The organism is Nocardia sp. CNY236 (assembly GCF_000482385.1).
In the GTDB taxonomy this organism is placed as follows: Bacteria; Actinomycetota; Actinomycetes; order Mycobacteriales; family Mycobacteriaceae; genus Nocardia.
The window spans coordinates 26,508-52,396 of sequence record NZ_AXVD01000014.1 but is presented as its reverse complement, the minus strand read 5'-3'; the positions used below and the strand labels follow the sequence as shown (position 1 = coordinate 52,396).

Below are 25,889 nucleotides of genomic sequence, written 5' to 3'. Positions count from 1 at the left end.
CCTTCGTGTTACTCGCACGCCCGTGCGGCGCGGAGTGATCGGACGATGGTGGCGACAAGCTGGCGGGCGCGGCCTTCGACAGCCCACGCCCTCACGATCGGCACCGGGACGCCGAGGACTTCAGCCATCCGCGACCAGGACTCGCCTCCCTGCCGGAGGTCAGCGATATCGGCACCGAGCGTGGCCACAGCCTCGGTGGCGGTGAGCGAGCAACGACCCCACCGCAGCGCGGCCCTGGGTAGACGGGAAGCGAAAAGGTGCCCGCGTGCGGCCTGTGTGGCTTCGGCATGCCAGCGGGCGGCGTCTTCCTCCTCGGCGGCGTGGATGTCACCGGCGAAGTAGCTGCGGAAGTCGTCCCAGCCCTGCGGCCATGACCGCAGCGTGGCGTCGATGACTTGTTCGTCGGTCAAGGCATCGATGCGCCTGCTGTGGGAAGGTTCCCAGTTCGGGTTCCACTCGACACAAGCCCGCAGGTAGCCGCGAGCGGCATCTACCTCGGCTTTCGTCGCGAATGGTGAAGGGTTGGATTCCATGACTGTTCAGTTCTCCTTCTCGGTGGTGGTGCGACGGGTTTCGTAGCGGGCGCGACGGTGCGCCAACTGCTCGATCTGCCGGCGGGCGCGGGCGCCGGTGTCAGCGAGGGCGTAGCCACCCATGCGAACGGACTCGATGGGGCCGGGGCGGCCGGCGCAGTGCCACCACGCGAACGCGGCCAGCGCCAGCACGTACAGCGCTAGTGGGCCAGGCAACGGCAGAATTGATACCGCGACGAGCGCGCCGGTCGTGGTCGCGATCCCCGGACCCCAGATCAGCAGGTGGTCACGGGTTTTCGTGATCCGGGATACATGTGGGGTGATGCTGCGGCCGATCGTGCCGCCGTCCGGGGTATGCGGCACGAACAGCTGGGTAGCCAACTTTTCCGCGGTGCTGCCGTGCATATCGGCGGTGAGGGCGTCGAGTACCTGCTGCTCGTGTGCGTGCTCGGCGGCGCTGCGCCCACCGAGTTCCACGCCGTGATCTTCGGGTTCCACAGGTTCTATCGGGTTTGGAACAGACATCTGCTGTGCTCCTTTCTGGTTTCGTGGATTGGATGACCTGGGGTCAGGCGTGACGCCGGTTGGTCAGATCGATCACCGCAGCCAAGGTGTCGGCGTCATCGTCGACGTCGGCCTCGGGTGAGCGCGCGGGCTTGTTGAGCCCTGGTAGTGGGCGCAGGCGTTTGAGTTCGGTGTCATCCAGTGGTGAGACCCGGCCCCAGCGGGCGCGGCCGCCGGCCACGTGCACGATGTCGCCTTTGGCCATGGCGCGCAGCCGGTTCGGCGGCACCAGGAACTGGTCCGAGGACTGGACGTTGCCCTCGTCGCCGGTGGCGTTGCCGCTGATCAGCTTGCGTGACAGCTCGAATTTGGGGCGAGTGCCATACACCTTGGCCAGAGTCTCCGGGTCAGTGGAGCGCCCCAGCAACGAACCACCCGACGCTGCCGATACCAGAGCCGCGCGATTGTCGTCGTCGTGGCCCAAGCCCTGCCAGGACTGCGCGATCCACCACGAACCGATCCCGGCTTTGCGTAGCCGCTCGACCCATTTCACCGCACGGGTCTTGCCATCCGACACCGCGGAGAACTCGTCGACCACCATCAGGGAGGTGCGGCCGTGCTGCTTGTCAGCCAGCTGTTCGAACATCGTGCCCAACGCACCGAACTGAGCGCGGGCCCGATCCGGGGTCTTCACTCCTTCCAGCACGATGTAGATCAAGTCGAAGTCGGTCAGCTGCTTGTCACCATCGAATGCTTCGCCGAGTGACCGGTAGAGGTTGGCGAATTCGGCGCGGGCGGAGGGCAAAACCGGTTGTTTGCCGTTGATGGTGGAGGCGATCTCCATGTCCACGCCGATCACCCCTGCCCACGGCGTCACCCCAGCTTGGCCGCCCCATAGCCGCGACAGCTTCTCCACGTCGAACCGTGACAGGAACTCCATCCACGATCGTGGCGGGTTTTCCCCGATCGGGGTCGGTACGCCGTCGATTAGCTCGACTCGTGCCGGGGCGTCCACGATCAGGTGGATCAGGTTCTCGCGGATCTCGTGGAAGTACTTCTCGGTGTCGGTGGTCGGGGTGCTGCCACCGGACACCATCGCCGACAGGATCGAGCGAAGGTCATCCACCGCCGCGCCCCACATATCCAAAGACACATCGTGAGGGAAAACCCCGATCCGCTCGGGCCGAACACCCAACGCACCGAACCATGTCCGCATCCCGGCGGCGACCTTGCGGGATTCCGGACCACCATTGCAATCCACCACAATCGCCAGCGGGCGACCGGGCCGGTCGTAGCGCCACCACTGCCGATGCCGAGCCCAGGTCGTCACGAACCATGACACCAGCACCCGCCGCATCAGCGTGGTCTTGCCCGACCCGCTGGAGGCGGTCGAGGTCATGTGCTCGGCGACGTTGATCCACGGCAGGATCAACCGAGTCTCGGTACGACCCACCAACGCCCGCAGCATGCTCACTGGTGGGGCCTGGTCGGTCTCCAACGCCAGCCGCCCGAGCACCAGCTGCGGGTTCAGCCCACCAGTCGTGTACGGCAACCGGCGCCGCGACAAACGGGCCGCGGCGCGCTGCTCACGCTGCGCCTGCACCCACAATGCCCGCTCGGTACGCGCCGGGCTCTCCAAACCCACCGTCGCCACCCGCACCCGACGGCTGGTGTAGGCGATGGTCGCGGTCAACCACGCCAACGGCACCAACACCACCGTCATCCCCAGCAAACCCGGCATGTACTGGCCATCGATGAACCGACCGCCGGCGTCGGTGGCTATGCGGGCTGGTGCGAACACGTCCCACGCCCACAACGCGGTCGCACCCGGCATCACCAACACGCTGCCGATCAGCCAGTTGCGCAACCGAGTCGGCTTCCACGCCAACGCCGTCGCCGGAATCAGGATCATCACGACCATCACTAGGATCGCGACCACACACGCGGCGATCAGCAACCCACCATCGGCCACACCCTCCAGAGACCAGCCACTGAAATCGGGTAGCCACCCCAACGGGTCATGCTCCACACCAACCGGCGGCATCGTCGGCTCGACATCGATCCCCGGCGCCTCGACCACAGTCGGGGTCGGGATCGACTGGGTGGACACCACCGGCGCTGGCACGGACTCAGTGCAATCGGCCGGGGTGATCATCGGAGTGCACTCGGTCATGATCAGACCGCCCTTCCATCATTCGGGTCTGCGACCTGAGGGGTTTCGTTGCCCGCGGCGCCGCCCGCGATCACCCGCAACCCGGGACGCGAAGCGGGCGAGCGATTCTGGGTGTTCTTGGCAAGCAGCACATCCAGATCGGCCAGCCGAAGCTTCACCGAATCCGACAGATCCAAACCGGCCGCAGCCGCGTTCACGGTGTTCTTCACCGCTTCACCACGGCAGTAGTAGGTCAAGCCGGCACAATCAGCCCGCCGGGCGACCTGCAGTGCCGCTGCCACCGACGCCCGCGCCGCCGCGGCGCTTTTCGCGGTCAGCTCTACCTCGACCGCCCACACATCACCGGCGGTTGTGATGTAGCGGCCGTCGTGGATGTGCGGGCGAGGCTCCCCCGCTTTGACCACACCGACCTCGGCGCGCATGGACCGCTCGGAGATCCATCGGTCCAGATCCAGGCCGGTCAACGCCAACCGCAGCTCCAACACCGCACGGGTATGAGCGGCCATCTTCGGTGTGGGCACCCAGTAACGCACCGCCCGACCCAGCAAGGCCTCACACGCCGACCGAGTCGGATACACCCACACCGATCCAGGTACTGGCCGTACACGGTTGGCGCTGATCATGTGGGCCGCTTCCCACCGCGCCGTGATCCGGTACGTCCGTGACCGGCTGACGCCCAGCATGTACGCCACCACATCGCGCGGCGCACCATACATTTCGGCCAAAACTGTCAGCACGAGCATGTCTCGGGGTCCGAGATGCCTCACCGGTCCACCCCCTCCCAGTCGGCACCCCACGAGAAGGCGTCGGCCAGGCTGCTGTCTGGCCGGTAGTCCGCGAGAGCGCTGATCGGCGTGGTCCGCTGCGGCTCCTGGTCCTCGGTCTGCGACCGGTCGACCTCGAATTCGGACCGGTCGACACCATGACGCTCCGCAGCACGCATCTGCCGCTCACGCGTCGCCTTCGCCAACGCCGCCAACTGCGCGGGCGTCGCGGGCCGCTTCGGCGCAGCCAGGGCGATGTCATAGAGATACGCCGTCAACGGCTCACGCCCGCCCCGTCGCCGCCGCTGTACCTTGCCCGCGATGTCCTGGCCATTAGGGCGTAAACCCTCCTTCGCCAGCTGGCGCCGCGTCCGCAGATGCGATGGCGCGAAACGCCAGGCATACACCGGGATTCCGCCCTCGACGCGTGGCTCGTTCCTACTCATCGTTGCCACCCCGCCGATTGCTGTGGAACACACGAGCCCGACGGCTCCGCCGGCACCCCGGCATCGTGCGGGCGGCAGATGTTCGGCGACGGCGTGTACGACTGGTAGTCGACCCACGCCACTGTGCAGCCACCCACCGCAACCAGCAGCAACACCCCAACAGCCGCCAACCGCGCCATCGGCGGCAGCAACCCCAACGGGGCATACACCGCGGACGGGCTGGAAAACTCCGGACCAGCCATCGAATGCAACGGGTTATGCGAACCACGGCCGCGATCGAAATGCGTGACCGTGTAACCCCGAACCGGCGGACCCTGCCGCCACGGCGCGCTCACAGCGACCGCCCCCCACCCTCGTCACAGGCAGCCTGCTCCGGCTCCGGGCGAGGGTACTCGCGGATCTGTACCGCCAGCCCCCGCGCCGCCGCCAACCACTCGACCGAATACCGCATGTAGTCAACGGCCGCCCCCAACCTGTCGACCGTCGCCTCGACATTGAGGCTGCCGAACACATCACGCCACCCGTACTCGTCGAGCCGGTCGAACAACCCAGCCTCGGCGTGCGGCCCCAACGCCCGGTAGCAGGCCAGCAACGCAGACACACGCTGCCGCAACAACTCCTGCGCACGAACGATCGAGTCCAATTCATCCAACAACTCGACCGGATCATGGAATGGCTCATGGAGGCTCATCGCCGAACCCCCCACCGCCGCGATGCCAGCCAGAACGCGACCGCGCCCAGCAGCATCACCGTGAACCCAACAACCTCCGGTGCCGTCAACACCAGGTAACCGATCGCAACTGCAGCGACAGCCAACCCGAACGTCCGACCGCGCATCATGCAACACCGCTTTGGTTCAGTGGGCGGACCAAAGCAAGGACCTGATCCCGATCGACTTTGATCAGTCGCGGACCGACCTGGAACCCGTCCAAAAGACCGTCCTCGACCCAACGACGGACCGTCCGGGGATGGACCCCACCCGCCAATTCGGCTGCGTCACGGAGGCTGATCAACGTCTTCCGCACACCGACCGCACCGCTTCGTCTACTCATGAATGCCACTCCTTAACGACAATTCCAGACATCAGATTCTCTATCTGATGTCTCTGATATTAGTTCTGATGTCTTCTGATGTCTAGACATTGGCGCACTTTCGTCGCCGATGAGCAAGGAGTGCGGAGTCCTTCCACCCACACGGGGTTGTGTGGGTATCAACTGATAGGTTTGGTGAACCATGACGGGCGGAGGAGGCTGCGTGGACGCCACCACAGGAGAAGCGCGGCATCGTCAGATCGCGCGCGAGATCCGCAACGAGATCGAAGCTGGTCGACTCCGGCCAGGGCAGAAGCTGCCAAGCACGCGGACCCTTGCCAAGCAATTCGACGTCTCCGTCGCGCCTGTCAACGACGCGATGGCCATCCTCGAAGAGGAAGGCTTGGTTGTCAGTCGACCGCGTTCCGGGCGGATGGTGAGCGAAACAGCAACTCCAGGAGCGCCACGCCCGCGGCGAGGTCGACCCCAGGTGATCTATATCGGCGGCTACGCGGGTAGCGGAAAGACCGAGTTCGGGCGCATCCTGGCGAGACTGACCGGGTGGGCAATGCTCGACAAGGACACCATCACCAGAACAGTGGTCGACACCGCCCTTGTGCAGCTGGGTAGCAGCGTCGCGGACCGCGAATCCCCGATCTACCTGGATCTTGTGCGGCCTGCCGAATACGAGTGCCTTGCCGCGGCGGTTCGAGAGAACGTTAGCTGCGGAGTATCCGTGATTGCGACCGCACCATTCGTCAAAGAATTCGGGTCAGAAGCATGGTTTCGCCGAACAGCTGTCGAACTGGACACGATGGGCGCCGATATGGAGGTGGTATGGATCCAGTGTCAGCCGGATTCGATGCACTCGTACCTCACCCGGCGTGGCGCCGCTCGAGACTCCTGGAAGCTCGCCAACTGGGACGACTACGTAGACGGCATCGACACGACGTTCGAACCGCCCTGGCAGCACACCATCATCACGAATGATCTCGACTCGCCGCCACTGCGTGAGCAAGCACAAGCACTAATCAAATCGCTGATGGACTGAACATGGACACCGCGATCGTGATGTATGGACCTCCCGCAGCGGGCAAAGATACCGTGACGGCCGAGCTCGCCAAGCTCGGCAACGAGTTCCGCCACTACCAGCGCATGAAAGTTGGCGCCGGACGCACGACCGGGTACCGGATGGCCACCACCACCGACACCGAGCATCTGGCTGCCGCCGACCAAATCATCTACTCGAACAGCAAGTATGGCTCGACCTACATCATCGATCGACCTGAGCTGACCAGAATCATCGCCGCTGGCGAGATCCCGGTTCTACATGTCGGACAGCCAGAGGCGATAGACGCTTTACTCGCCGCGGCCCCGGCAATTCGATGGGTCATAGTCGAACTATGGTGTCCACGTAACGTCGCTGCGGCGCGCGCCGCCGCCCGAGGTACCGGCGACACCGCCGAGCGCCTGGCAGCGTGGGACACAACCCCCCGCCTCGCCACCGCCGACATCCGGATCGACACGGCGGCAGTTGATCCGTCTGGCGCTGCTCACCAGATCGTGGAAGCGGTCCACGCTGCTCGGTGCGCCATCGTCGTACCCACGATGCACCTCGTACATCCAGACGGCACACTCGACCTGGCCGCTACACGTCGCCACGTAACTGAGGCGGCTGCCGGATGGCCCGACTTCTTCCTGATCAATGGGTCAACCACGGCGGGCGACAAGCTGACTAGTGACGAGCGCGCTGCCATCTTCGATATCTGGTTGGAGGTCGTCGACGGCAGTCGGCTACTTGCTTGCGCTTGGTCCCCCGATGACCTTGTGACCGCGGCCGACCGTCACGTAACGCCGATGGCTGTACTACGGGCTGATACCCGAGGCGACGCCCAACAGTTTCTTCGAACTCTACCGAGCGGCGCCACGATCTATAGCCACCCGATGTTCGGCTACGCATTCAATGCCGAGTTGGCGGAATGGGCCAAAAGCGCTGGCCATCTCCCGGCCGGCGGTAAGCTCGCCAAGATTCAGTTGACCGATATCTCCGAGATCCGAAGTGCCGCACCCGAGTTCACTATATGGGACGGTTCGTCGCGACGAATGAGAGAGTCTATAGGTGCTGGTGCGGCTGGCGTCGTTGCCACCCCCCTCGCCGCGTTACTCACCCGCCTGCCACCGCGCAGCACTGCGCTGATTCAGTCGGCCATCGACGCTGTACAAGCCAAGCTCGATCTGCTCCCGGATCGGTCAGCGAAACGCGATTGGCTGCTCGATCAGATCAAGCACTGATCCTGTCGCATCTCTGGCAGGTGTCAACTCAACTCACTCGACTCGGTAGATGAAGCTGCTAGTTGTTCCAAACTCATGTCCTGAGACACCACAGCTAGCCGAGCACGCCGCGGACGCTTTCCCATTGGCTGTCTGCCAGGCTCGCGTAACGCTGGGTCGTCCGTAGAGATGCATGGCCGAGAAGCTTCTGGACTTGCTGGATAGGCACCCCCGCGCGAACGAGTCGGCCGGCATAGGTGTGCCGCAGATCGTGCGGTCGGACCTTTCCGAGTCGCCGACGCTCGTCACCCTCACCCACCCATGCCACGCGGGCTGCGGCCTGAAATCGCTTGCCGAAGTTGTCGGCATCGAATGGCCGGCCGTCGACGTGCGCGAGGAGTAGACCGCTGCGAACTGACCGACCAGCCACGTACGGAACTGGCGCCGATTCGCCGAGCCCGCTCTTCTTGAGGATTGGAACCAGAGTCTTCGTCAACGTTTCGCCGATCGGGATCACCCGCTTTTCGTGGTCCTTCGGCGGCTTCATCCGACGTGCGGCTTTGTCCCAAGCCCACTCGATCGAGATCGTCTTTCGTTTTAGGTCGATGTGCTCTTTGTGCAACCCTTGCGCCTCCCCCATCCTCATTCCGGTCCCGATCAGAACATCGATGATCAACTGATCCGCTTCTTCCAGCGGCTCATGAAGCGCCGCATACTCCTCGATCTCAAGGAATCGCTCAGGAGACGGACCAGCCTTGGGCAGGTCGATGTCGTGGCACGGGTTGTCCGGAATGAGTTTCGCTTTGCGAGCCGCCTTGAGCGATCCGCTCAGTAGGTGGTAGCACTTCGCGACGCTGGTCGGAGCCATAATTGCGCGCAGCCCGGCGACCCACTCCTGTACGTCGTGCTGCTCGATGTCCTTCAGCAGGACTCGGCCCCAGCGGGGCGTGAGGTGCTTGCCGATTCGCTGATCATCGATCGCCTGAGTGCCTTCTTCGACAGTTCGGAGAGCCCTCCACTTCGGTAGCCACTCGCCCCAGGTCATCGCCGGCGCCGGGCGCGTCGGGTTTTCGCGTTGTTCGTCTTCCTTCGCCGTAGCTTTGCGCTTCGCGACGTCCCCTCTAGTGAAGATGCCGGCACTCTTCTTCTTTCCATACGCATCCCGGTAGAGTCCGCGATACCGCCCGCTCGGAAGCTTCTCAGCCCATCCCATACATTGCCTCCCACGATGGATGCTCGCCTAAGCACAGTGGTTACCAAACACTGACATGAGCAACAGTACGTGGGGCATGGACCCAGCGGGAGTGTGGCAAATCATGGGGCAGACAGGTGTTTTCTTGTGTCGCATAGTGTCTTCGTATGTCACTGCGCTGCGAACTGGAAACGCCCTGAACTGCATGGACTAATCCCGTCAATAGCGCAGGCCGCGCCGCTGTACGGACCGAGGCGCACGTACTGGTTTTACACACCAGCGGTCGGGGGTTCGATCCCCTCTGCGCCCACCATCTCGAGGCCGAGGTCGGAGCTGGATTCGATCACTTGGCTGAGTCTTCGCCGAGGGGCGCCGCGGGAGGCGGGGGCAGGCTGCGAAGTGACCGGTAGAAATTCGGTCGCCCTCTTCCACGTTCTTGCCCACCGACACCGGCCCTCGACGGATGTGCACGGCGACGAGTGGTCTTTGCTCGCCGCGCGGTCGGCGGTCCGGCCCGCGCTCGGAGGAGTCTCGGCCTCACACGATGGGCGTTCCCGCCACCAGATGGCTGCGACGATCACGCCCAGCAGCAAGCCGACTACGAACACCCACCCGAGCACGATCACCGTTTCGCCCTGTCGTTGCACCCGATCGATAGCAGGCCACGCCGGACCGCGATCAGTAAGCGCTCGTCTACCGGCGTTTCGTCCACAGCCGCGAGGGCAACCACCGCCACGGCGTGGATATCCACGAAATCGGCCAGCGGGACGGGCCATCCGTCGTCGCCGACCACCTCCCAGGTTCCATCGCTGTGTTGAAGGTACCGCCCACCGTTCATGTCGTCCCCTGCTCGTCCGTTGGCTGAAATGGACGCTAGGCGTGCGTTGTTCGACCCGTACCCGCCTTGCTGTCCACAACCGTCTACAGCCGAAGACACAGCACGGTTACCGTGGGACTCATGGACTCAGGCGGGGAGAAGATCACAGGTGAGCGACTGCGCGCCGCGAGGGAGGCGGCCAGGCTGAGCCTGTCCGCAATGGCGGCGCGGACGCACTACAGCAAGCCGCTGCTCGGGATGCTGGAGACCGGGCAGCGCCAGATCGGACCCGAGCACGTACGCGCCTACGCCGATGCGCTGGGGGTCGGGTCCGCACTGTTCATCGAACCAGACGACGGGGAACGGGCGGCGGCCGAATGGCTTTCGCGGGCGGCGTCATCCGACATCGGCAGGGACACCCTGGACCGGTTGGAATCGGCCGTGGACGACCTGGCGGCGAGCTACCCGACAACACCGCCGGGCGAACTGCTCGTGGACATCCGTCGGCATCTCGGCTACGCCGGGCGGCTCATGGACTCCCGCAAGACGCTGGCCCAACACCGCCGTCTCCTGGTCACGGTCGGCTGGCTCTCGCTGCTGGCGAGCACATGCCACATCGACCTGGGCGAGACCTCCGCCGCAGCCGCACGCGGACACCTGGCGTGGAAGCTTGCCGACGAAGCGGAGCACCGGGAGATCCAGGCGTGGTGCCTGGAGACACGGGCCTGGCAGCGACTCACCGCGGGCGCGTTCACCGAAGCGGCCGAACTCTCCCGCGCGGCTCAGACCATCGCGCCCGAAGACAGTTCGGCGTTCATCCAAGCCACTGCCCAAGAGGGCCGCGCACTGGCCCGGCTCGGGGACGGCAAGGGAACCTATGGTGCGCTGCGCGCAGTCGCGCGCCTCGTCTCCGGGCTGAGAGCCCCCGACCGGCCGGAGCACCATTTCCGCTACGACCCGGCCAAGTCGGACGCCTACGTGGCCACGACGTTGTCCTGGCTCGGTGACCCAGCGGCGGAGTCCTACGCCCGCCACGTGCTGTCGGACCTGAAACGCTCCCCGACCGTCCGGCCGCGCCGCATCGCATCGGCGAACCTGGACCTCGGCCTGGCCCTGGTCGCGGCCGGCAAGACGGAAGAGGCGGCGCACGTAACGCTGAGGGCGGTGGAATCCGGCCGCCTGGTCCCGTCGAACTACTGGCGCGTGTCCGAAGTGGTCACCGGGATAGCGGGCCGGGGCGCGCCGGACGCGGCCGTGGTGCGCGCAGCGTTCCGCGACACCTACCGGATGTGACGGCCGGACCGCAGATGTAGCACGAAACAGCCTCTGACCTGGGTACCGAGGTAGCTGCCACAGAGGCAGCTACGCCGTGCCGGCCGGCGGGAAGCGCGCTGATATCGGCATCTTCCATGTAGGAATAGCAATACGACAGGCGGACGCGCCACACCAGCCCGCGCCGCTGGTGGCATTTCCAACTCAGCGGCCTGCGTACGATCAGGGCGCAGGGCTACTCCCCCGTCCTCAGCACCGATATTTCATCGTCATGGCATGGATTGCGCATACCGTGCAGTGGCCGTTGTATCGGTTCTGGGACTTCGACCGTCGCCGGTTCACCCTGCGACGCGGGGCTGCCCGCGAATTCCCCCTCGCCCCGGCCCGGGTTCGTCGTTTCCGCCGTGCTCTCGACCGCGAGCAGAGCCGGGTGCTCGATAGCGACGCCGGTTGGCCGAGGTCAGTCGTCGTAGTGTCCACCGACCTGCACGATTGCTATTTCCGTGTCGGTGACGTAATAGATCAGTCGATGTTCTTGGCTGATCCGCCGCGACCAATGCCCCGCTAGGTGGTGCCGCAATGGCTCTGGTTTGCCGATCCCAGCGAATGGGTCGCCCAGCGCGGCGTTGATCATCTTGTTCGCCGCCTTCAGCACCGCACGATCTCGTGCCATCCATGCCGAATAGCTGCGCCACCCCTGGGCCGTGAATGTCAGTTTTCGGTCAGGCACGTCGTTGCGGCTCCCCTGACTGCACATGTCTTACCGATGACAGTCCTGACAGTTCATCGCGCTGCATGTCCTCTTCCGTAGAGCGCGTCATCTCGATCGACTCCGCGTCGGGATCGAAGAGGGTGTGGGGATCTGTGCAGCCTCGCCGGGCGTCCTGCGCTGATTTCAGCAGGTGTACACCTCCGTGAGTCTGGAGCACATACAGCGTTTCCATCAGGGAGTTCCAGTCGGACTCGGCTACCAGCACAGCGTTCTCACCCGACTTGGTGACCACGGTCAACGGATCATGGTCGTCGTTGACCTGCTGCACCAGCCCGAACAGGTTTTGGCGCACGGTCGAAATCGGTAGCGCGGGCATCAGCGTCTCACCTTCTTCCCAAGGTTGTACAACTTATCGTACAACTAGTGTCGTTCGGTGAGGAATCTTCGGCCCAGAACACCGGGAGCGCCACCCTTACCCAGATCGAAGCCGACCTACCCCGCGGCCACCGTTCACCCGGACTCACCAATACCGGTTCGAGCGGCAGTGTCGAGAACGTTGGTGGCCGCGGCGGCGATCGCGTGCCGGATCAAGGGTTCAGGGATTTCGTCCATGGCGGCCGCCGAATGCAGGAACGGTCCGAACATGTGCCAGCCCAGTACCAGTGCAACCACATTGGCCGCGGCTAGACGGGCTTGGGTGTCGTCCTCGAGGCGTGCGCGGGTTGCATCGATCAACTCGCTCATGCCGGGGAACTGATGCTGCAGTCGACCGACGGGGTATCCGTCCAGCAGCGCTCGGGCCAAGACCTGCCAATGTCTGCGATCGGCTGTCCGAGTGACCGCCGTGTCGACCGGATCTCCGGGTAGCAGCACCCCAGCGATGGCATCTGTGATGCCCGGTTCCGTGGTGTCGACGCCCGCCGCGTGGCGTGCGGCGGCCGCTTTGGCGGCAAGATCATCCAGTACCGCGCCGACGAGTTGTTCTTTGTTGCCGAAGTGCCGAAAGATCAACGCTTGGTTGATGCCGGCCCGCGCGGCGATATCGCGGGTCGAGGTCGCCGCTGGGCCACGCTCGGCGAACAAGTCGGCCGCGTGCTCGAGCATCGCGGCAACGACTTGCTCGCGACCGATCGGTTTGTCGTTTTTGCGTGTTCCGACCATGAACTCACCAACTCTCATCGTTCTCTCATGCACCGAGTGTAATCGAGCGATTACACTCGGTGCAGACAGGTTGTAAGCAACTGATTACATCAGATGGAGGGATCGGAATCATGACTGCACTGACCGTGCACAGACTGGGCGTGCACATCGGAGCGCGGATAGACGGCGTGCGCCTCGGTGGCACATTGGACCCGGCGGTGGTCGAGCAGATCCATCGGGCGCTGCTCGCCCACAAGGTGATCTTCTTCCGTGGCCAACATCACCTCGACGACGCCACGCAGTACGCGTTCGCCGAACTGCTGGGCACCCCGGTAGCGCATCATGCCAGCGCCGGCGACCCGATCACCGCAATCGACTCCGAATACGCCAAGGCCACACGGTGGCACACCGATATGACATTCATGCCGAACTTCCCCAAGGCATCGGTCCTACGCGCGGTCATCGTGCCCGCTTTCGGCGGCACCACGCTGTGGTCATCCACTGCCGCCGCCTACGCCGCGCTGCCCGAACCGCTCCAACGCCTCGCCGAATCACTGTGGGCGATGCACAGCAACCGCTTCGACTACGCCGGCCTGGCCCCTACCGCAGGACCCAAAGCCCAAGCCGTGGCCGACCTGTTCACCGCCCCCGACATCCGCACCAACCACCCGGTCGTACGGGTGCACCCCGAATCCGGCGAGCGAGTGCTGCTGCTGGGACAATTCGCACAACACCTGGTCGGCATGGACAGCTACGAATCCCAGGTGGTGATCCGTCTGCTCCAGGATCGGGTCACTCGACCCGAGCACACCATTCGCTGGAACTGGGAACCGGGCGATGTCGCCATCTGGGACAACCGTGCCACCCAACACCGTGCGGTCGACGACTACGGCGACCAACGCCGCCTCATGCACCGAGTGACCCTCACCGGCGATGTACCCGTCGACATCCACGGACGACCCAGCCAACCCATCAGTGGCGCCGAGGTCTATGCGACGACGAACTGACCAGCACCGCAGCATGGTGAGCCTACTGTTGGGGTATGCCGAGTGAGCCGTCACGCCGCGGCCTGTCGTTCCACATCGACGCCATTCCCGGCGAACTCTCCGCTGGGACGACCGACGATGCGAATGCGGCCGACTCGACGGCCCTGCTGGTCGAGCTGCTCGATCTGCAGGCAGGGCTACCCGGCGTTCGACATCTGCGTGGCTGGGGGCGTGATGCTCTCGCTGCCCGACCAGGAGAACGCGTGCTGGACATCGGCGCCGGGACGGGGACCGAAGTGCTCGCATTCGCCGACCAGGTCGGCCCCGAGGGCGACGCGGTCGGCGTCGATCCGAACCCGGCGATGCTCGATGTCGCTCGCGCGCGAGCCGCCGCCGCCGGCTCGCGCGCCCGGTTCGTCCAGGGCACTGCCTACCAACTGCCGTTCCCGGACGATTCGTTGGACGCGGTCCGATGCGAGCGCGTCTACCAACATCTCGACGATCCGATGGCCGCCACCATCGAGATGGCGCGAGTGTTGCGACCCGGCGGGCGGGCGCTGCTGGTCGACAGCGATTGGCAGACTGCCATAGCCCATCCCGGCGATCCCGAGATGACCGGCCGCATGACAGCTGCGATACTCGCTGACGTTCCGAATCCCAGATCGGGCCGACGGTTGCGTGGCCTGCTCACGTCCGCCGGGTTTGCGATCGACGAGGTGAAATCGGAGGCGGCGATCTGGGACCCGGAAACGATCCGCCCGATGTTCGCCCACCTGACCTCCGACGCCCTCGCCACCGGCGCGTTCACCGAACACGAAATGCTCGAGCTCGTCTCGAGCATGGAGGCCGGTATCGCGCGTGGCGACTTCCACTTCTCGGTCACCATGTTCGCCGTTCTGGGCCACCGAACGTCACCCGAATGAATCATCCCCCACCCACCGGGACCGGCCGACGCGGCTGGTCATCGAGGTCGCCGGTCATGTCGGCACGTACCCGCCAGGTCCGGCTCTCCGCACGCCGGACAGCCGCAAGAGCATAGGAGAAGCGGCGAATGCGCGGCATCCAGGTATGCAGGTCCGATAGATCGAGCACGTCGGCAACCGTCGATGCGGCCACGAGGCCGCGGTGCAGATGAACCCAGGACGGCAGGTGGGTCTGCGGCATCGGTCCGACGATCCGGTTGGCCCATCCGCCGGGCTCCGCCCGAGGTTCGACATCATCGACGAAGCTCGACCACGCCTGGTAGGACGGCCGATGCGCCAAACCACCACCGACTCCACGGTCGGGAGCCGGCCGAGCGTCCAAGACGCTGCTGATCAACTGAGCGGGTGCGGTGAGCACTCCGAGCAAGATCACCACGGCTTGGTACTCCCCTGGCCTCCCGTCGACGCCCAGGAAGCGAGAGGCCTCGGACAGATCGCGAGTCGCGCGCACCATGCGATAGAGGTTGATGAGGCGCTTGGCTTGGCGGGGTGTATCGACGAAGACATCCAGTGCGGCCAACAGAGTGATCTCCGGCTCCGTCAGAGACCGAGGCCGCAGAACCGAGCGTGCCGGCAACTGCTGAACGTCGATCTCGGATCCGGGCTCGACGGTGATGGCCGCGGTATCGGTCGTTTCGCCGTTCACCGGGTCCGGCACACCGCGCGACTCCCGACCGGCGCGCACGGCTGGCGTATCCTCTGCTACACCTTCGTCACGACCCCGATCGATCGCGCGGAGAAGGCGCTCGAGGCTGCCCGACGGCATGCTCGGTACTACCAAAGGGATGTTCAGGATCTTTTCCAAGTAGTCTTCCGCGGTGTGCCGCTCATCGAGGCGATCGTCGAAGACGTGGTCGTGCAGCAGTTCGCTGTAGGAACTGCGCAGCGAACGCAACAACCATTGCGGATCCACTCCGACAACGACGACGAACAGTTCGAACGCCAACAGCAGGTGCACAGCTTGCAACACGTCGACGACCTGGTCGGGGCGGCAACGATCGAGATCGTCGATGTAGAGCACGATCCGATCGACTGGTCGCCGGGTCTCCCATTCCTCCGGGTGTGCCTGCCAATCGGCCATGAGCTGGATCAGTTGCTCGAAGTCTTTCCGGATGGTCGAGACGAGCCCGAGGCGTCCGGCATAGGACGCATTGTCGGCGCGCTCGGCGAGGAATGTATAGAGTCGCCGCCCCGGTGCCAGCTCCGACAGTTGCCTGCCGAGTTCTCCGACGTGCGCGACGACGTCATCGAGTTGAGCTTGGGCAACCCGTTGGTCGGCTTCGGCGGCGCGTAGCTTGGTCAACGTGCCGGCGACCTCCTCGTGCACTGCCGCGACCGCCGTTCGACTCATCTCGGAGCGCAGATCATCGGTCATCTCCCGGAGTGTGCGCAGCCCGTCCCGCGCGCGCTTCACCAAAGTGAATCCCATGCCCCCTGTACAGGCGCTCACGATGCCGATCACGGCAACGACCATGTCCCGTATCGCGGGCGCCGCGACGGCAACCAGCGCACCCACACCGAGCAAGCCGATCGCCACTGTCACCGCGATGCGTCCATAGCGCGCGGCCGAGGCGCGGCGCAGGGCATCGGCCTCGGTCAGCGTGCCGCGCATCTGCGCGGCGAACAGCTTCGCCTGCTCGATTCCATCGGTGATTCCGAGTCGTTTCCACAGACGATCGACCCGCCCCTGGAACGAGCTCGAATTTCGGAGCGCGGCGAGCAGATCCTCGGCGGTGGAATCGCGCTGTGCCACCGCCCGTTCCACATCTGCCTGCAAGGCCGCGGCCACAGCACGTGCCTCGCGAGTCGCGTCTTCCAACTGGTGGCGTTGTTCCAGCCGATCGGCGAGGTCGGCGCGAATACTTTCCGCGCGCTGCTGCGAGGACGGGTCCGCGCCCGCGAGTTGGCCGAAGATCTCGTCGGCGAGACTGGCCCACAGGTTGGTGTCCGCGTAATGCCAGGCATTGAATCCGATCTGGACGATCTCATCGCAATAGCGGCTGTCCTGCGACTGTGCCAGGACCTGGATTCGATCGCGCAGCATGGCCATGAAGTAGCTCTTGCCCGAACCCCATTCACCGAAGACGCCGACCGACAGTGGCAGCGGCGTCGTTCGCTCGGCGACCACGGTCGCCAGCATCGACACATACGGGGCGAAGCCGAGCTGATCGTCGGTGAGCGGAATACCGATCGTAGGGTCTACCAGGTCGCGGGCCACGCCTCCGGACAACTCCCTGGTGTCCTCCCGAGCGATTGTGCCGAATTCCCGTCGGATCGCGACTTCGGTCATTGCGTCCTGACACAGGAAAACGAGGCGCTCGAGGCGCGCGCCGGACAAGGTCTCGACCGCGGCGACCACGGCCGGCACGACAGCGGCCGCGACCCGATCCACTGGTTGCGCGAGCGCTCCGGTACCCAGCAGCGGAATTGCCAGCGCCTTCGCGCCGTCGGCGACAGCGGCCGTGATCGCGCTGGTGGCTGCCAGACCCAACGAGGTATCCGTGATGTTCCCGACATCGTCGGGGACATCACGGGGAGTGACCAGGATCGCGCGGCGCAACCGCGCATCGGCAGGCCGTCCCTCCGACAGGTCCAGGACGGCTGGTCGATCGGCCTGGACTTCCGCGAACCGCACGGAATTCCATGGCGCGCGCGGATAGTGTTGCCGCAGTGCCACACCCAGCCAGCCGAGGCTGGATCCCACCGACACCACGATGGAGTCGACGTCCAGCTCCCACGGCCGACTGGTCTTCTCCACCGAGTAAGAGACTTCCCCGACAGCCTCCAAAACAACGCCGTCCGGCACGAAATACCCCCCTTCCGAAGCCCATTGCATGGGCCGAGCGAACCGAGGGCAGTCTAGAGCACAGCGACTGTGCGAGTGTCCGACCACTGCCCGAGCACACGGCAAAGCGCAATGGCAACAGGCGTATTCGCGCATTTGCCGCGGGCGGGTCGAGACTGCTCGCCGCCCGGCCGCTGTGGTCCGGGTCGGTTCGTGCGCCGCCTAGCCCACGTCGCGGCGCAGCCAGGTGACCTCTGCGCCCGACTCCGTGCCGTACCGGTACATTTCCAGATCCTCGTCCCAGGCGGTGCCCAGGGCGTGTTCGATCTCGGCAGCCAGGTCGAATGCAGAGTGCTTGCCTCGCTCGCGAGTCGCCTGCAGCATGGCGCGCAGGCGCATCTCACCCAGCGTGATGTCACCGTTGGCGCTCGTCGAGCCGTGCCACAATCCCAGGCCGGGCACGAAGCTGTAGCGCTCGCCGTCTACACCGTCGCTGGGGTCCTCGGTCACTTCGAAGCGCAATACCGGCCAAGAGCGCAATGTCGACGCTATCCGCGAGGCCGTGCCGACCGGACCGATCCAGTCACTGGTCGCACGCAGATTGCCATCGGCTGGTTGCGCGGTCCAGCGTAGTTTCGCCGGGGCATCGAGAGCCGAAGTCAGTGCCCACTCGACATGTGGGCACAGCGCGGCAGGCGACGAGTGGATGTAGACCACACCCGCCGTCGCATCCGCGAACTGACTCGATGCGCGCACCACCAACACCTCCGGCTTCGACGAGGAACGTCTTCCCCAACGACTCGTCGAACTGCGTTGCCCGAGTGTACTGGAGTGTTCGAAGTGACACGTGTTACCTGGCAAGTGTGTCGCGCGTGGCGGCCGCCTCGGCGAGGACCGCGTCACTGAGCGGCGGCCAAGCCGCTCGCGCCCAGTCCCCGAAATTCTCATCGCTCAAAGCGAGACACGCCACTCCTGCGCGCGGGTCGACCCACACAAAGGTCCCGGATTGGCCGAAATGGCCATAGGTCTGTGGCGAGTTCGTGGACCCGGTCCAGTGCGGCTGCTTGCGGCCACGGATCTCGAAGCCGAGTCCCCAGTCGTTCGGCCGCTGCGGGCCATAGCCCGGCAGCACCCCGTTCAACCCTGGGAACTGAACCGAGGTGGCCTCGGCATATGTCTGCGCAGAGACCAATCGGGGGTGGAGCAATTCGGCGGCGAATCGAGTCAGGTCCGCCACGGTGGATCGTCCTGCGTGCCCGGCCGAACCGACCAACGTCGAGGCCGTCATACCCAGCGGCCGGAACACCGCGTCACGGAGGTATTCGTCGAAGGCGATCTTGCTCTGTTCGGCAACGAATGCGGCGAGTACCTCGAAACCCGCACTCGAGTAGATCCGGCGAGCGCCGGGTTGCGCCTGCACCTGCGCGGTACCGAAGGCGAGTCCGGACGCGTGCGCCAGCAGGTGACGCACCGTGGCGCCGGGCGGCCCAGCAGGCTGATCGAGGTCGATCGCGCCCTCTTCCACCGCGACCAGCACTGCGTAGGCCACCAACGGCTTGGTCACCGATGCGAGCGGAAACACCCGCTCGGTATCGCCCTCGTATGCAATGCCACCGCCACGGGTGAGCACTGCGGCAGCCGCATGCGGTACCGGCCAATGCCGAATCTGTTCGAGTGAACCCACCCTGTGAGCCTACGAGAACCGCGGAACCGAGATGTATCGCGCGGGTACGATCGACCTACTATGACTGACGGGCCCACCATCCACGGCGAGGTCGCGTCCGGCTTCGAACCTGTTGCCGACGCATTCCGCCGCAACTTCACCCACCACGGCGAAATCGGCGCGGCTGTCGCGATCTATGCAGGCGAGCGCCCGATCGTGGATTTGTGGGCGGGCTTTCGGGATCGGCGCCGTACGGTGCCATGGGAACGAGACACCATCGTGCCGGTGTTCTCCTCGACGAAGGGGATGGCCGCATTCACCCTGGCCGCCGCGGTCACCGAGGGACTGCTGGACTACGAACGGCCAGTAGCGCAGTACTGGCCGGAATTCGCCGCGCACGGCAAAGACGCGGTCACCGTCCGCCAACTGATCGACCACCAGGCCGGACTGTCCGGCTTGAGCGAAATAGTTCGCCTACCCCAGATCGCCGACCTCGACGGCCTCGCGACCGTGCTGGCGGCGCAGAAGCCGGCGTGGCAACCCGGCACCCGACACGGCTACCATGCGATCACTCTCGGCCTGTACCAGGGTGAACTTCTTCGCCGGGTCGACCCGCAGAGTCGCACGCTGGGGAAAATCTTCTCCGACGATATCGCCGTACCGCTGGACCTGGACTTCTTCATCGGCCTGCCGGCCGAGCAGTCGATGGACCGGATCGCCACCCTGACCGCCACCCGAGGACTGGACATCGTGCGGTACGAGCGCAATATCCCGTTGCGGATGGGCGTCGAGATGTACACCAAACGCGGCTTCTCCCATGCCGCGCTGAACAACCCGCGCTGTGGAGCCCCGGCGAGGGCGTCTCGCCGGGAGTTCCTCGAAGTGGAGATGCCGGGCTCGAATGGAGTAGGTAACGCCCGCGCACTGGCCAAGGTCTACGGCGCTGCCGCAGGCCGTACCGGCGCATTACCGCTCGACGATGGCATGTTGGACCGGCTGGCAGCGGCCGACACCGCCGACGACGTGCCGGCCGACGACCTGGTGTTGCACACCAAAAGTCGCTACCATCTCGGCTTCCGCAAGTCCCGAGGAACATTCCGGTTCGGCTCGGACAAACGGGCCTACGGCACCACGGGACTCGGCGGCTCGTTCGGATTCGCCGATCCCGCCACAGGTCTCGGTTTCGGGTACACGATGAACCGGCTCGGTCTCGCCGTCCTCGACGACGTACGCAGCCGCAACCTGCGCGAAGCGCTTTTGCGCTGCCAGATCTGAGCGCTTTTTGGCTACCATCCGATATTCGCCGAACCGGTGATCAACGGGCCTACCAGTCGGCTTCGGTGTATTTGATGATGCCGCGAATGTTCTTGCTGTCCAGCATGTCCTGGTAGCCCTGGTTGATCTCTTCCAACGAGTAGCTGCGGGTGACCATGTCGTCCAGGTTGAGCTGGCCGGACTTGTACAGCTCGAGCAACATCGGCGCGTCCTGACGGGCGTTGCCACCGCCGAAGATGCATCCTTTGACCGTCTTCTGCAGCATGCACATCAGGAAGCTGTTGAGCTTGACGTCGTTCGCGTCCATCCGGCCCATCGAAGTGACCACGAGAGTTCCGGTCTTGGCGGTGAGGATCAAGCCCTCTTCGATGTAGTCGCCATGCATTTCGCCCATGGTGAGGATGACCTTCTGGGCCATCCGGCCTTCGGTGGCGTCGATCAGTGGCGCCACCGCGGCTTCCATGCTCTCGTAGGCGTGCGTGGCGCCGAATTTCTGGGCCTGCTCACGCTTCCACGGATTCGGGTCGATGGCGACGACTTTCGATGCGCCGGACAAGACCGCGCCTTGCAGCGCACTCATGCCCACCCCGCCGATACCGGCGATCACCACGGTTTCGCCCGGCGACACCTGAGCGACGTGCGTGGCCGAGCCGAATCCGGTCGGTACACCGCAGCCGACCAGGCAAGCCACTTCGAAGGGAATGCTCGGATCGATCTTCACCACGGAAGTGTGGTGCACCGTGATGTAGGGCGCGAAGGTCCCCAGCAGGCAGATCGGGATGACGTTCTGCCCACGCGCCTGGATCCGGTAGGTGCCGTCACTGATCGACTGGCCCAGCAGCAACCCCATCCCCAAGTCGCACAGCGCCATGTGGCCGGCAACGCATGCCGGACACCGTCCACAAGCCGGGATGAACGACAGGATCACGTGATCACCGACCTGGAGGTCGGGCGGACAGTTCGGCCCGAGTTCGGTGATCACGCCGGCGCCCTCGTGTCCACCCATCACGGGGAAGGCTGGCATCGGGGTCGCTCCGGTCACGATGTGGTGGTCGGAATGGCACATCCCGGCGGTCTCCAGCCGGATCTTCACTTCCCCGGCAACCGGGTCGCCGATCTCGATCTCTTCCACCGACCACGGCTGGTCGATCCCCCACAGGACCGCGCCCTTCGTCTTCATACCTGTCGACCCTCTCGCATGCAATCGCCCATATGTGACTGCACCCACAGTACGAGAAGAATGCAACACGTTCTAGAGTGGAAGCGAAATTTCCTCGATATCGCAAAACCGATACCAAGAACACGTTACAGTCTGCTCAGCTGACGAGCAGACTGTAGCCTCAACCCCGGACGCCATAGGCATTCAACCCCGGACGTCGTAGACGTGGTGTACCAGATCATGGACGACATAGCGAGTGAACGACTCCACGGTGAATACCGCTCCGTCGGTGCGCACGCCCGATAGTCCGCGCTGAGCAGGGGGCACGGTTTCGAACGACCGCGCGGCGCGTTCGGCGGCCTCGACCAATTCGACAGCCACCCGGGCCGGGTCCTGGTCGGCGTAGCGGTCGGCAATCGCGGCCGCGTCCTGGTCCCAGTTCACGATGCGCGGGATTCCGCCATCGGGGTCGCCGGCCAGCATCACTGCCGACCGGGTGTGGTAGAGCCGGCAGATGTCGCGCATGTGAGCGCCGTACTCCAGCACAGACCAGGTCGATGCGTTCGGCCGGATTCGGCAATCCGGCCGCTGCAGCACCTGCGCGAACCGCGCGGCCGACTCGCGGAGCAATTCCGGCAGTGCCTCGTGGCCGACGTGCGCGGCATCGAAACCACATTCGGGACAGGCGCGTTCGAGCACCCAGGTCCAATCTTTGACATCGGGAACGATCGACATGTCCCCAACCTAGATTTGGCAGGATGCCGCTGGCCACCAATATTCAGCCGATCAACGGCAACATGCCGACAGTTATTCCATCAACCGCCGCGCCCGCTCGAACAGTTCCAGGGTGACCGCATGCAGAAAGTCACCGACCTGCTTGGATGCCTTGCCGGCGAATGCACGAGCGTGCGTACCCTCCACGACGATGCCCAGCTTGAAGCAGGCCAACACCGTGTACCACGGCACGGCATCGAGATCACGCTCGGAGTACTGCCCGTAATGAGCGACCATCTCCTCCGGCGTCGGCAATCCGCCGACCTGGCCGAGCGCACCGAGCAATGCCGCACTGACCGTACCGGGCTCGGGCCGGGTCGCGATTTGCCAACCGAGGTCCAACAATGGGTCACCGATGGTCGACATCTCCCAGTCGACCATTGCCGCAACCTGCGGACTGTCATAGGAGAACAGCATGTTCGCCAGATGGCAGTCGCCGTGCAAGATGCCGGGAGTCCACTGCGCGGGGCGGTTGCGGTCCAACCATTCGCCGACCAGCTCCACCCCCGGAATGTCGGGTCCGGGGTAGCCTTCGTTCATCGAATAGGACTCCAACTCACCGAGCCACCGCGGCACCTGACGTTCGAGGAAGCCTTCCGGCTTGCCGTAATCGGACAAGCCCAACGCCTGGTAGTCCAGTGCGCCCAGCCGCGCGATCGCCTCGACGGCGGACAGACCCATGCGGCGACGGACCTCTGGATCGCCCGCATACAGATCGGGCAGATCGTTCTGTGGATTGAAACCGTCGACCGGCTCCATCAGATAGAAGACCGCACCCAGCACCGATTCGTCGGGGCAGGCCGCGATCACCCGGGGTGCGCGCACGTCGGCCCCGCCGAGGGCGGTGAGCAGACGGGCCTCGCGCCGAATCACCTCGTTGCTCTTGGACCGCAGGTGCTTCGGCCCACGGCGCAGGACGTATTCCCGCGCGCCCCGCCGGAAATGGAGCATGATGTTCTGCGTTCCGCCCCCTAGGGCGGTCACGTTCTCGAATTCACCTGCAGGCAAACCCTGTTCATCCATCCATGTTCCGACGACGGCGAAGTCGACGGCCGCTGGATCCACGTCGGCCGGCTGGACAACAGACATCCCCACATTGTGCATCACCGCGCGACCACGACCGAATTCCGAGCACGGCGGTGTGCTCCGACCAGCGCGGCGTAGGGTTTCCAGCACCATGCACACGCTGTTGATCGACAACTACGACTCGTTCACCTACAACCTGTATCAGCTGATCAGCGAGGTGAACGGCGTCGAGCCAACGGTCGTGCGCAATGGCGATGCCCATTCGGTGGCCGACCTCGATCTGGGACGCTTCGACAATGTGGTGATCTCCCCCGGACCGGGGCGTCCAGACGCGGCACGCGATATGGGAATTGCCGCGGCGGTGATCGGTGAGACCGATCTGCCGCTGCTCGGAGTATGTCTCGGACATCAGGGCATCGTGGTCGCGGCCGGTGGCGTGGTCACCGAGGCCCCCACGGCCAGGCACGGCTACCTCGACCACATCGAGCACGACGGTCGAGATCTGTTCGCCGGCATCCCGCAGCATTTCACGGCGGTGCGATATCACTCCCTGTGCGCCGTGCGCCCACTCCCGGACGAGCTGGACATCACGGCGGTGACCGCTGATGGCGTCGTTATGGGTGTGCGGCATCGCACACGACCACAGTGGGGGGTGCAATTCCACCCGGAATCCATCGTCAGCGAGTTCGGCGCGACCTTGCTGCGCAACTTCGCCCGCCTCACCCACGAGCGCCGTCGCGACATGGCCGGACCTCCCCACCGTTCGGGCGAACCTGAGCAGGCGCTGCCGACACCATCGATCGCCGCCGACTGCTCGTCGCCGCCGACGACGCTCGCCGGGCGAGCACCGCTGCGATCTGCGCAGCCGCCAGCCGCAGCCCCGCCACAACCGCGGCCCCTTCGTCTGCAGCACAGGGTGATCGACCGGGCGATCGACACCGACACCGCATTCGTTCGCCTGTACGGTGATTCGCCCACCGCGTTCTGGCTGGACAGCGAATTCATCGAGCCCGGGGTCGATCGGTTCTCCTTCCTGGGTGACGCGAGCGGTCCATTGGCGCAGGTGGTGCGCTATCGGGTGGGCGATGATCACGTGACGGTGACCTCGTCGGATGGGCGACGGCGCACCGTCGCCGGCGGAATCTTCGACTTCCTCGCCGCCGAACTGCGCGCACGCCCACTCGAACTGCCCGATCTGCCCTTCGATTTCGTCGGAGGATACGTCGGCTACCTCGGCTACGAGGTCAAAGCCGACTGTGGCGGGCGTGCGGTTCATCGAGCACCCACTCCTGACGCGCAGTGGATCTTCGCCGACCGGATCGTGGTGGTCGACCATGTCGGCGGCCGAACACATCTACTCGCATTGAGCGACACACCGGACAGGGACCGGGCCGGCGCCGACTGGCTTCGCGCTACCATCGCGCGCCTGGAAACTGTTGCAACCTGGACGAATCCACAGCCGGTCGAAGCCATGCTGCATGACGACGCGGTCGTGTCACTGTCTCGCGGCCGCGAGCGCTACCTCGCGGATATCGCCGTATGCCAGCAACGCCTGCATGCCGGCGAGTCGTACGAGATCTGCCTGACCGATACCACGACGATTCCAGCTCACCCGGACGACGGCCTCGATTTCTACCGCACGCTGCGCCGGTACAACCCCGCTCCGTATGCGGCCTACTTGCGATTCGACGACCTGGACATCGCGTGTTCCTCGCCGGAGCGCTTTCTCAAGATCGACCGCCACTCGGTCGTGGAGAGCAAGCCGATCAAAGGTACCGCGCCACGCGGCGCCACACCCGAACAGGACGAGCGACTGCGCCGCGACCTGGCCGACAATCCGAAGACCAGGGCGGAAAACCTGATGATCGTCGACCTATTGCGCAACGATCTCGGCCGGGTGTGCGAGATCGGCAGCGTCCACGTGCCCACGTTGATGGTCACCGAACAGTACGCGACCGTGCACCAATTGGTGTCCACGGTGCGCGGCAGGCTGCGGCCGGACGTCGACGCGGTCGACTGCGTGCGTGCCTGTTTCCCTGGCGGCTCGATGACCGGCGCTCCGAAGTTGCGCACCCTGGAGATCATCGACGAGCTGGAAACTTCCGCGCGCGGGGTCTATTCGGGAACCATCGGCTTCCTCGGACTCGGCGGCACCGCGGACCTGAACATCGTGATCCGCACCGCCGTGCGCCACGACGGCCACTGGCGAATCGGAGCGGGCGGCGCCATTGTGTTGGATTCCGACCCTGAAGACGAGTACCGCGAGGTCCAACTCAAGGCCGCCGCTACCTTGCGCGCTGCCCCCGACCACGCACACCGGTGAGCCTGCCCGCCGGCGCACGGTCGCCCCGCCGAAGAACGTCCCTCGCGAGTTCGGCGTGTC

26 protein-coding genes are annotated in these 25,889 nt (G+C 65.0%); 7 read left to right on the top strand and 19 right to left on the bottom strand.

Annotated elements, in window-relative coordinates; all coding sequences use genetic code 11:
* Positions 1 to 8 precede the first annotated feature (8 nt).
* The 8 genes from K940_RS0109555 to K940_RS0109515 all read right to left on the bottom strand — a co-directional run bounded on the left by K940_RS0109555 (position 9) and on the right by K940_RS0109515 (position 5,472).
* A complete protein-coding gene (locus K940_RS0109555; protein ID WP_028477343.1) occupies positions 9 to 533 on the bottom strand; it encodes a hypothetical protein in 525 nt (174 codons plus the stop codon).
* A gap of 6 nt (positions 534 to 539) precedes the next feature.
* Positions 540 to 1,058 (bottom strand): hypothetical protein, encoded by a 519-nt coding sequence (locus K940_RS0109550; RefSeq protein WP_155980801.1) that lies wholly within the window; start codon positions 1,056 to 1,058, stop codon positions 540 to 542.
* Positions 1,059 to 1,101: 43 nt separating this feature from the next.
* Complete coding sequence (locus tag K940_RS0109545) at positions 1,102 to 3,210, bottom strand: hypothetical protein (protein ID WP_028477341.1); 2,109 nt, start codon at positions 3,208 to 3,210, stop codon at positions 1,102 to 1,104.
* A gap of 2 nt (positions 3,211 to 3,212) precedes the next feature.
* Positions 3,213 to 3,977: a hypothetical protein gene (locus tag K940_RS0109540; RefSeq protein ID WP_155980800.1), complete on the bottom strand. Its 765-nt coding sequence runs from the start codon at positions 3,975 to 3,977 to the stop codon at positions 3,213 to 3,215.
* Positions 3,974 to 4,420, bottom strand: a complete 447-nt coding sequence (locus tag K940_RS30705; protein ID WP_051407048.1) for an RRQRL motif-containing zinc-binding protein — start codon at positions 4,418 to 4,420, stop codon at positions 3,974 to 3,976. The genes K940_RS0109540 and K940_RS30705 overlap by 4 nt, the downstream gene beginning before the upstream one ends.
* A complete protein-coding gene (locus K940_RS32905; protein WP_196812152.1) occupies positions 4,417 to 4,671 on the bottom strand; it encodes a hypothetical protein in 255 nt (84 codons plus the stop codon). The genes K940_RS30705 and K940_RS32905 overlap by 4 nt, the downstream gene beginning before the upstream one ends.
* Before the next feature lie 80 nt (positions 4,672 to 4,751).
* Complete coding sequence (locus tag K940_RS0109525; RefSeq protein WP_028477338.1) at positions 4,752 to 5,111, bottom strand: hypothetical protein; 360 nt, start codon at positions 5,109 to 5,111, stop codon at positions 4,752 to 4,754.
* A 145-nt stretch (positions 5,112 to 5,256) separates the two neighbouring features.
* Entirely contained in the window at positions 5,257 to 5,472 is a 216-nt protein-coding gene (locus tag K940_RS0109515) for a helix-turn-helix domain-containing protein (RefSeq protein WP_036528137.1), read from the bottom strand.
* Positions 5,473 to 5,674: 202 nt separating this feature from the next.
* Here K940_RS0109515 and K940_RS0109510 point away from each other — a divergent pair, with 202 nt between their 5' ends.
* Positions 5,675 to 6,502 carry a GntR family transcriptional regulator gene (locus K940_RS0109510; RefSeq protein ID WP_231390303.1) on the top strand — a complete coding sequence of 276 codons (828 nt, stop codon included), beginning with the start codon at positions 5,675 to 5,677 and terminating at the stop codon, positions 6,500 to 6,502.
* 2 nt (positions 6,503 to 6,504) lie between these two features.
* Entirely contained in the window at positions 6,505 to 7,743 is a 1,239-nt protein-coding gene (locus K940_RS30700) for a hypothetical protein (protein WP_051407047.1), read from the top strand.
* Between the two features lie 94 nt (positions 7,744 to 7,837).
* Here K940_RS30700 and K940_RS0109500 read toward each other — a convergent pair whose 3' ends face one another.
* Both K940_RS0109500 and K940_RS0109490 read right to left on the bottom strand, forming a co-directional pair.
* Complete coding sequence (locus K940_RS0109500) at positions 7,838 to 8,935, bottom strand: tyrosine-type recombinase/integrase (protein ID WP_028477335.1); 1,098 nt, start codon at positions 8,933 to 8,935, stop codon at positions 7,838 to 7,840.
* Positions 8,936 to 9,536: 601 nt separating this feature from the next.
* Positions 9,537 to 9,752 carry a hypothetical protein gene (locus tag K940_RS0109490; protein ID WP_028477334.1) on the bottom strand — a complete coding sequence of 72 codons (216 nt, stop codon included), beginning with the start codon at positions 9,750 to 9,752 and terminating at the stop codon, positions 9,537 to 9,539.
* Positions 9,753 to 9,872: 120 nt separating this feature from the next.
* Between K940_RS0109490 and K940_RS0109485 the strand changes: the two genes are divergently transcribed.
* Positions 9,873 to 11,024 (top strand): helix-turn-helix domain-containing protein, encoded by a 1,152-nt coding sequence (locus K940_RS0109485; RefSeq protein ID WP_028477333.1) that lies wholly within the window; start codon positions 9,873 to 9,875, stop codon positions 11,022 to 11,024.
* 439 nt (positions 11,025 to 11,463) lie between these two features.
* On the opposite strand, the gene K940_RS0109480 is transcribed toward K940_RS0109485, so the two are convergent.
* The 3 genes from K940_RS0109480 to K940_RS27645 all read right to left on the bottom strand — a co-directional run bounded on the left by K940_RS0109480 (position 11,464) and on the right by K940_RS27645 (position 12,894).
* Positions 11,464 to 11,760, bottom strand: coding sequence for a Txe/YoeB family addiction module toxin (locus K940_RS0109480; RefSeq protein WP_051407045.1), 297 nt, complete (start codon positions 11,758 to 11,760; stop codon positions 11,464 to 11,466).
* A complete protein-coding gene (locus K940_RS27650; RefSeq protein WP_081706252.1) occupies positions 11,726 to 12,091 on the bottom strand; it encodes a type II toxin-antitoxin system Phd/YefM family antitoxin in 366 nt (121 codons plus the stop codon). The genes K940_RS0109480 and K940_RS27650 overlap by 35 nt, the downstream gene beginning before the upstream one ends.
* A gap of 134 nt (positions 12,092 to 12,225) precedes the next feature.
* Complete coding sequence (locus tag K940_RS27645) at positions 12,226 to 12,894, bottom strand: TetR/AcrR family transcriptional regulator (protein WP_231390301.1); 669 nt, start codon at positions 12,892 to 12,894, stop codon at positions 12,226 to 12,228.
* A 92-nt stretch (positions 12,895 to 12,986) separates the two neighbouring features.
* On the opposite strand from K940_RS27645, the gene K940_RS0109465 reads away from it, so the two are divergent.
* Both K940_RS0109465 and K940_RS0109460 read left to right on the top strand, forming a co-directional pair.
* Positions 12,987 to 13,862 carry a TauD/TfdA family dioxygenase gene (locus K940_RS0109465; protein ID WP_028477331.1) on the top strand — a complete coding sequence of 292 codons (876 nt, stop codon included), beginning with the start codon at positions 12,987 to 12,989 and terminating at the stop codon, positions 13,860 to 13,862.
* Between the two features lie 35 nt (positions 13,863 to 13,897).
* Positions 13,898 to 14,764, top strand: coding sequence for a methyltransferase domain-containing protein (locus K940_RS0109460; protein WP_051407042.1), 867 nt, complete (start codon positions 13,898 to 13,900; stop codon positions 14,762 to 14,764).
* Between the two features lies 1 nt (position 14,765).
* Here K940_RS0109460 and K940_RS0109455 read toward each other — a convergent pair whose 3' ends face one another.
* The 3 genes from K940_RS0109455 to K940_RS0109445 form a co-directional block, all read right to left on the bottom strand.
* Complete coding sequence (locus tag K940_RS0109455) at positions 14,766 to 17,660, bottom strand: P-loop NTPase fold protein (RefSeq protein ID WP_196812151.1); 2,895 nt, start codon at positions 17,658 to 17,660, stop codon at positions 14,766 to 14,768.
* A 171-nt stretch (positions 17,661 to 17,831) separates the two neighbouring features.
* On the bottom strand, positions 17,832 to 18,365 hold the full coding sequence (locus tag K940_RS0109450; RefSeq protein WP_028477328.1) for a DUF3145 domain-containing protein: 534 nt from the start codon (positions 18,363 to 18,365) through the stop codon (positions 17,832 to 17,834).
* A 94-nt stretch (positions 18,366 to 18,459) separates the two neighbouring features.
* Positions 18,460 to 19,293 carry a serine hydrolase gene (locus tag K940_RS0109445; protein WP_028477327.1) on the bottom strand — a complete coding sequence of 278 codons (834 nt, stop codon included), beginning with the start codon at positions 19,291 to 19,293 and terminating at the stop codon, positions 18,460 to 18,462.
* Between the two features lie 60 nt (positions 19,294 to 19,353).
* Here K940_RS0109445 and K940_RS0109440 point away from each other — a divergent pair, with 60 nt between their 5' ends.
* Entirely contained in the window at positions 19,354 to 20,547 is a 1,194-nt protein-coding gene (locus tag K940_RS0109440; RefSeq protein ID WP_028477326.1) for a serine hydrolase domain-containing protein, read from the top strand.
* A gap of 49 nt (positions 20,548 to 20,596) precedes the next feature.
* Here the strand turns inward: K940_RS0109440 and K940_RS0109435 are convergent, their stop codons facing one another.
* The 3 genes from K940_RS0109435 to K940_RS0109425 form a co-directional block, all read right to left on the bottom strand.
* A complete protein-coding gene (locus tag K940_RS0109435; protein WP_028477325.1) occupies positions 20,597 to 21,727 on the bottom strand; it encodes an NDMA-dependent alcohol dehydrogenase in 1,131 nt (376 codons plus the stop codon).
* A gap of 183 nt (positions 21,728 to 21,910) precedes the next feature.
* Positions 21,911 to 22,441 carry a DinB family protein gene (locus tag K940_RS0109430; RefSeq protein WP_028477324.1) on the bottom strand — a complete coding sequence of 177 codons (531 nt, stop codon included), beginning with the start codon at positions 22,439 to 22,441 and terminating at the stop codon, positions 21,911 to 21,913.
* Positions 22,442 to 22,513: 72 nt separating this feature from the next.
* The gene (locus tag K940_RS0109425; RefSeq protein ID WP_028477323.1) at positions 22,514 to 23,569 is read right to left on the bottom strand and encodes a phosphotransferase family protein; all 1,056 of its coding nucleotides are present in this window, start codon (positions 23,567 to 23,569) and stop codon (positions 22,514 to 22,516) included.
* Positions 23,570 to 23,657: 88 nt separating this feature from the next.
* On the opposite strand from K940_RS0109425, the gene pabB reads away from it, so the two are divergent.
* Positions 23,658 to 25,829: an aminodeoxychorismate synthase component I gene (gene pabB / locus K940_RS0109420; RefSeq protein WP_028477322.1), complete on the top strand. Its 2,172-nt coding sequence runs from the start codon at positions 23,658 to 23,660 to the stop codon at positions 25,827 to 25,829.
* The last annotated feature ends 60 nt before the right edge of the window (positions 25,830 to 25,889 follow it).

What these genes read in the sequence shown, in the direction of transcription:
- K940_RS0109455 (WP_196812151.1), bottom strand. Translation starts at nt 17,660, where the DNA reads ATGCAATGGGCTTCGGAAGGGGGGTATTTCGTGCCGGACGGCGTTGTT.
- K940_RS0109515 (WP_036528137.1), bottom strand. Translation starts at nt 5,472, where the DNA reads ATGAGTAGACGAAGCGGTGCGGTCGGTGTGCGGAAGACGTTGATCAGC.
- K940_RS0109545 (WP_028477341.1), bottom strand. Translation starts at nt 3,210, where the DNA reads ATGACCGAGTGCACTCCGATGATCACCCCGGCCGATTGCACTGAGTCC.
- K940_RS0109550 (WP_155980801.1), bottom strand. Translation starts at nt 1,058, where the DNA reads ATGTCTGTTCCAAACCCGATAGAACCTGTGGAACCCGAAGATCACGGC.
- K940_RS0109500 (WP_028477335.1), bottom strand. Translation starts at nt 8,935, where the DNA reads ATGGGATGGGCTGAGAAGCTTCCGAGCGGGCGGTATCGCGGACTCTAC.
- K940_RS0109485 (WP_028477333.1), top strand. Translation starts at nt 9,873, where the DNA reads ATGGACTCAGGCGGGGAGAAGATCACAGGTGAGCGACTGCGCGCCGCG.
- K940_RS27650 (WP_081706252.1), bottom strand. Translation starts at nt 12,091, where the DNA reads ATGCCCGCGCTACCGATTTCGACCGTGCGCCAAAACCTGTTCGGGCTG.
- pabB (WP_028477322.1), top strand. Translation starts at nt 23,658, where the DNA reads ATGCACACGCTGTTGATCGACAACTACGACTCGTTCACCTACAACCTG.
- K940_RS0109555 (WP_028477343.1), bottom strand. Translation starts at nt 533, where the DNA reads ATGGAATCCAACCCTTCACCATTCGCGACGAAAGCCGAGGTAGATGCC.
- K940_RS0109435 (WP_028477325.1), bottom strand. Translation starts at nt 21,727, where the DNA reads ATGAAGACGAAGGGCGCGGTCCTGTGGGGGATCGACCAGCCGTGGTCG.
- K940_RS30705 (WP_051407048.1), bottom strand. Translation starts at nt 4,420, where the DNA reads ATGAGTAGGAACGAGCCACGCGTCGAGGGCGGAATCCCGGTGTATGCC.
- K940_RS0109440 (WP_028477326.1), top strand. Translation starts at nt 19,354, where the DNA reads ATGACTGACGGGCCCACCATCCACGGCGAGGTCGCGTCCGGCTTCGAA.
- K940_RS30700 (WP_051407047.1), top strand. Translation starts at nt 6,505, where the DNA reads ATGGACACCGCGATCGTGATGTATGGACCTCCCGCAGCGGGCAAAGAT.
- K940_RS27645 (WP_231390301.1), bottom strand. Translation starts at nt 12,894, where the DNA reads ATGAGAGTTGGTGAGTTCATGGTCGGAACACGCAAAAACGACAAACCG.
- K940_RS0109480 (WP_051407045.1), bottom strand. Translation starts at nt 11,760, where the DNA reads ATGTGCAGTCAGGGGAGCCGCAACGACGTGCCTGACCGAAAACTGACA.
- K940_RS0109465 (WP_028477331.1), top strand. Translation starts at nt 12,987, where the DNA reads ATGACTGCACTGACCGTGCACAGACTGGGCGTGCACATCGGAGCGCGG.
- K940_RS0109430 (WP_028477324.1), bottom strand. Translation starts at nt 22,441, where the DNA reads ATGTCGATCGTTCCCGATGTCAAAGATTGGACCTGGGTGCTCGAACGC.
- K940_RS0109460 (WP_051407042.1), top strand. Translation starts at nt 13,898, where the DNA reads ATGCCGAGTGAGCCGTCACGCCGCGGCCTGTCGTTCCACATCGACGCC.
- K940_RS0109490 (WP_028477334.1), bottom strand. Translation starts at nt 9,752, where the DNA reads ATGAACGGTGGGCGGTACCTTCAACACAGCGATGGAACCTGGGAGGTG.
- K940_RS0109425 (WP_028477323.1), bottom strand. Translation starts at nt 23,569, where the DNA reads ATGTCTGTTGTCCAGCCGGCCGACGTGGATCCAGCGGCCGTCGACTTC.
- K940_RS0109525 (WP_028477338.1), bottom strand. Translation starts at nt 5,111, where the DNA reads ATGAGCCTCCATGAGCCATTCCATGATCCGGTCGAGTTGTTGGATGAA.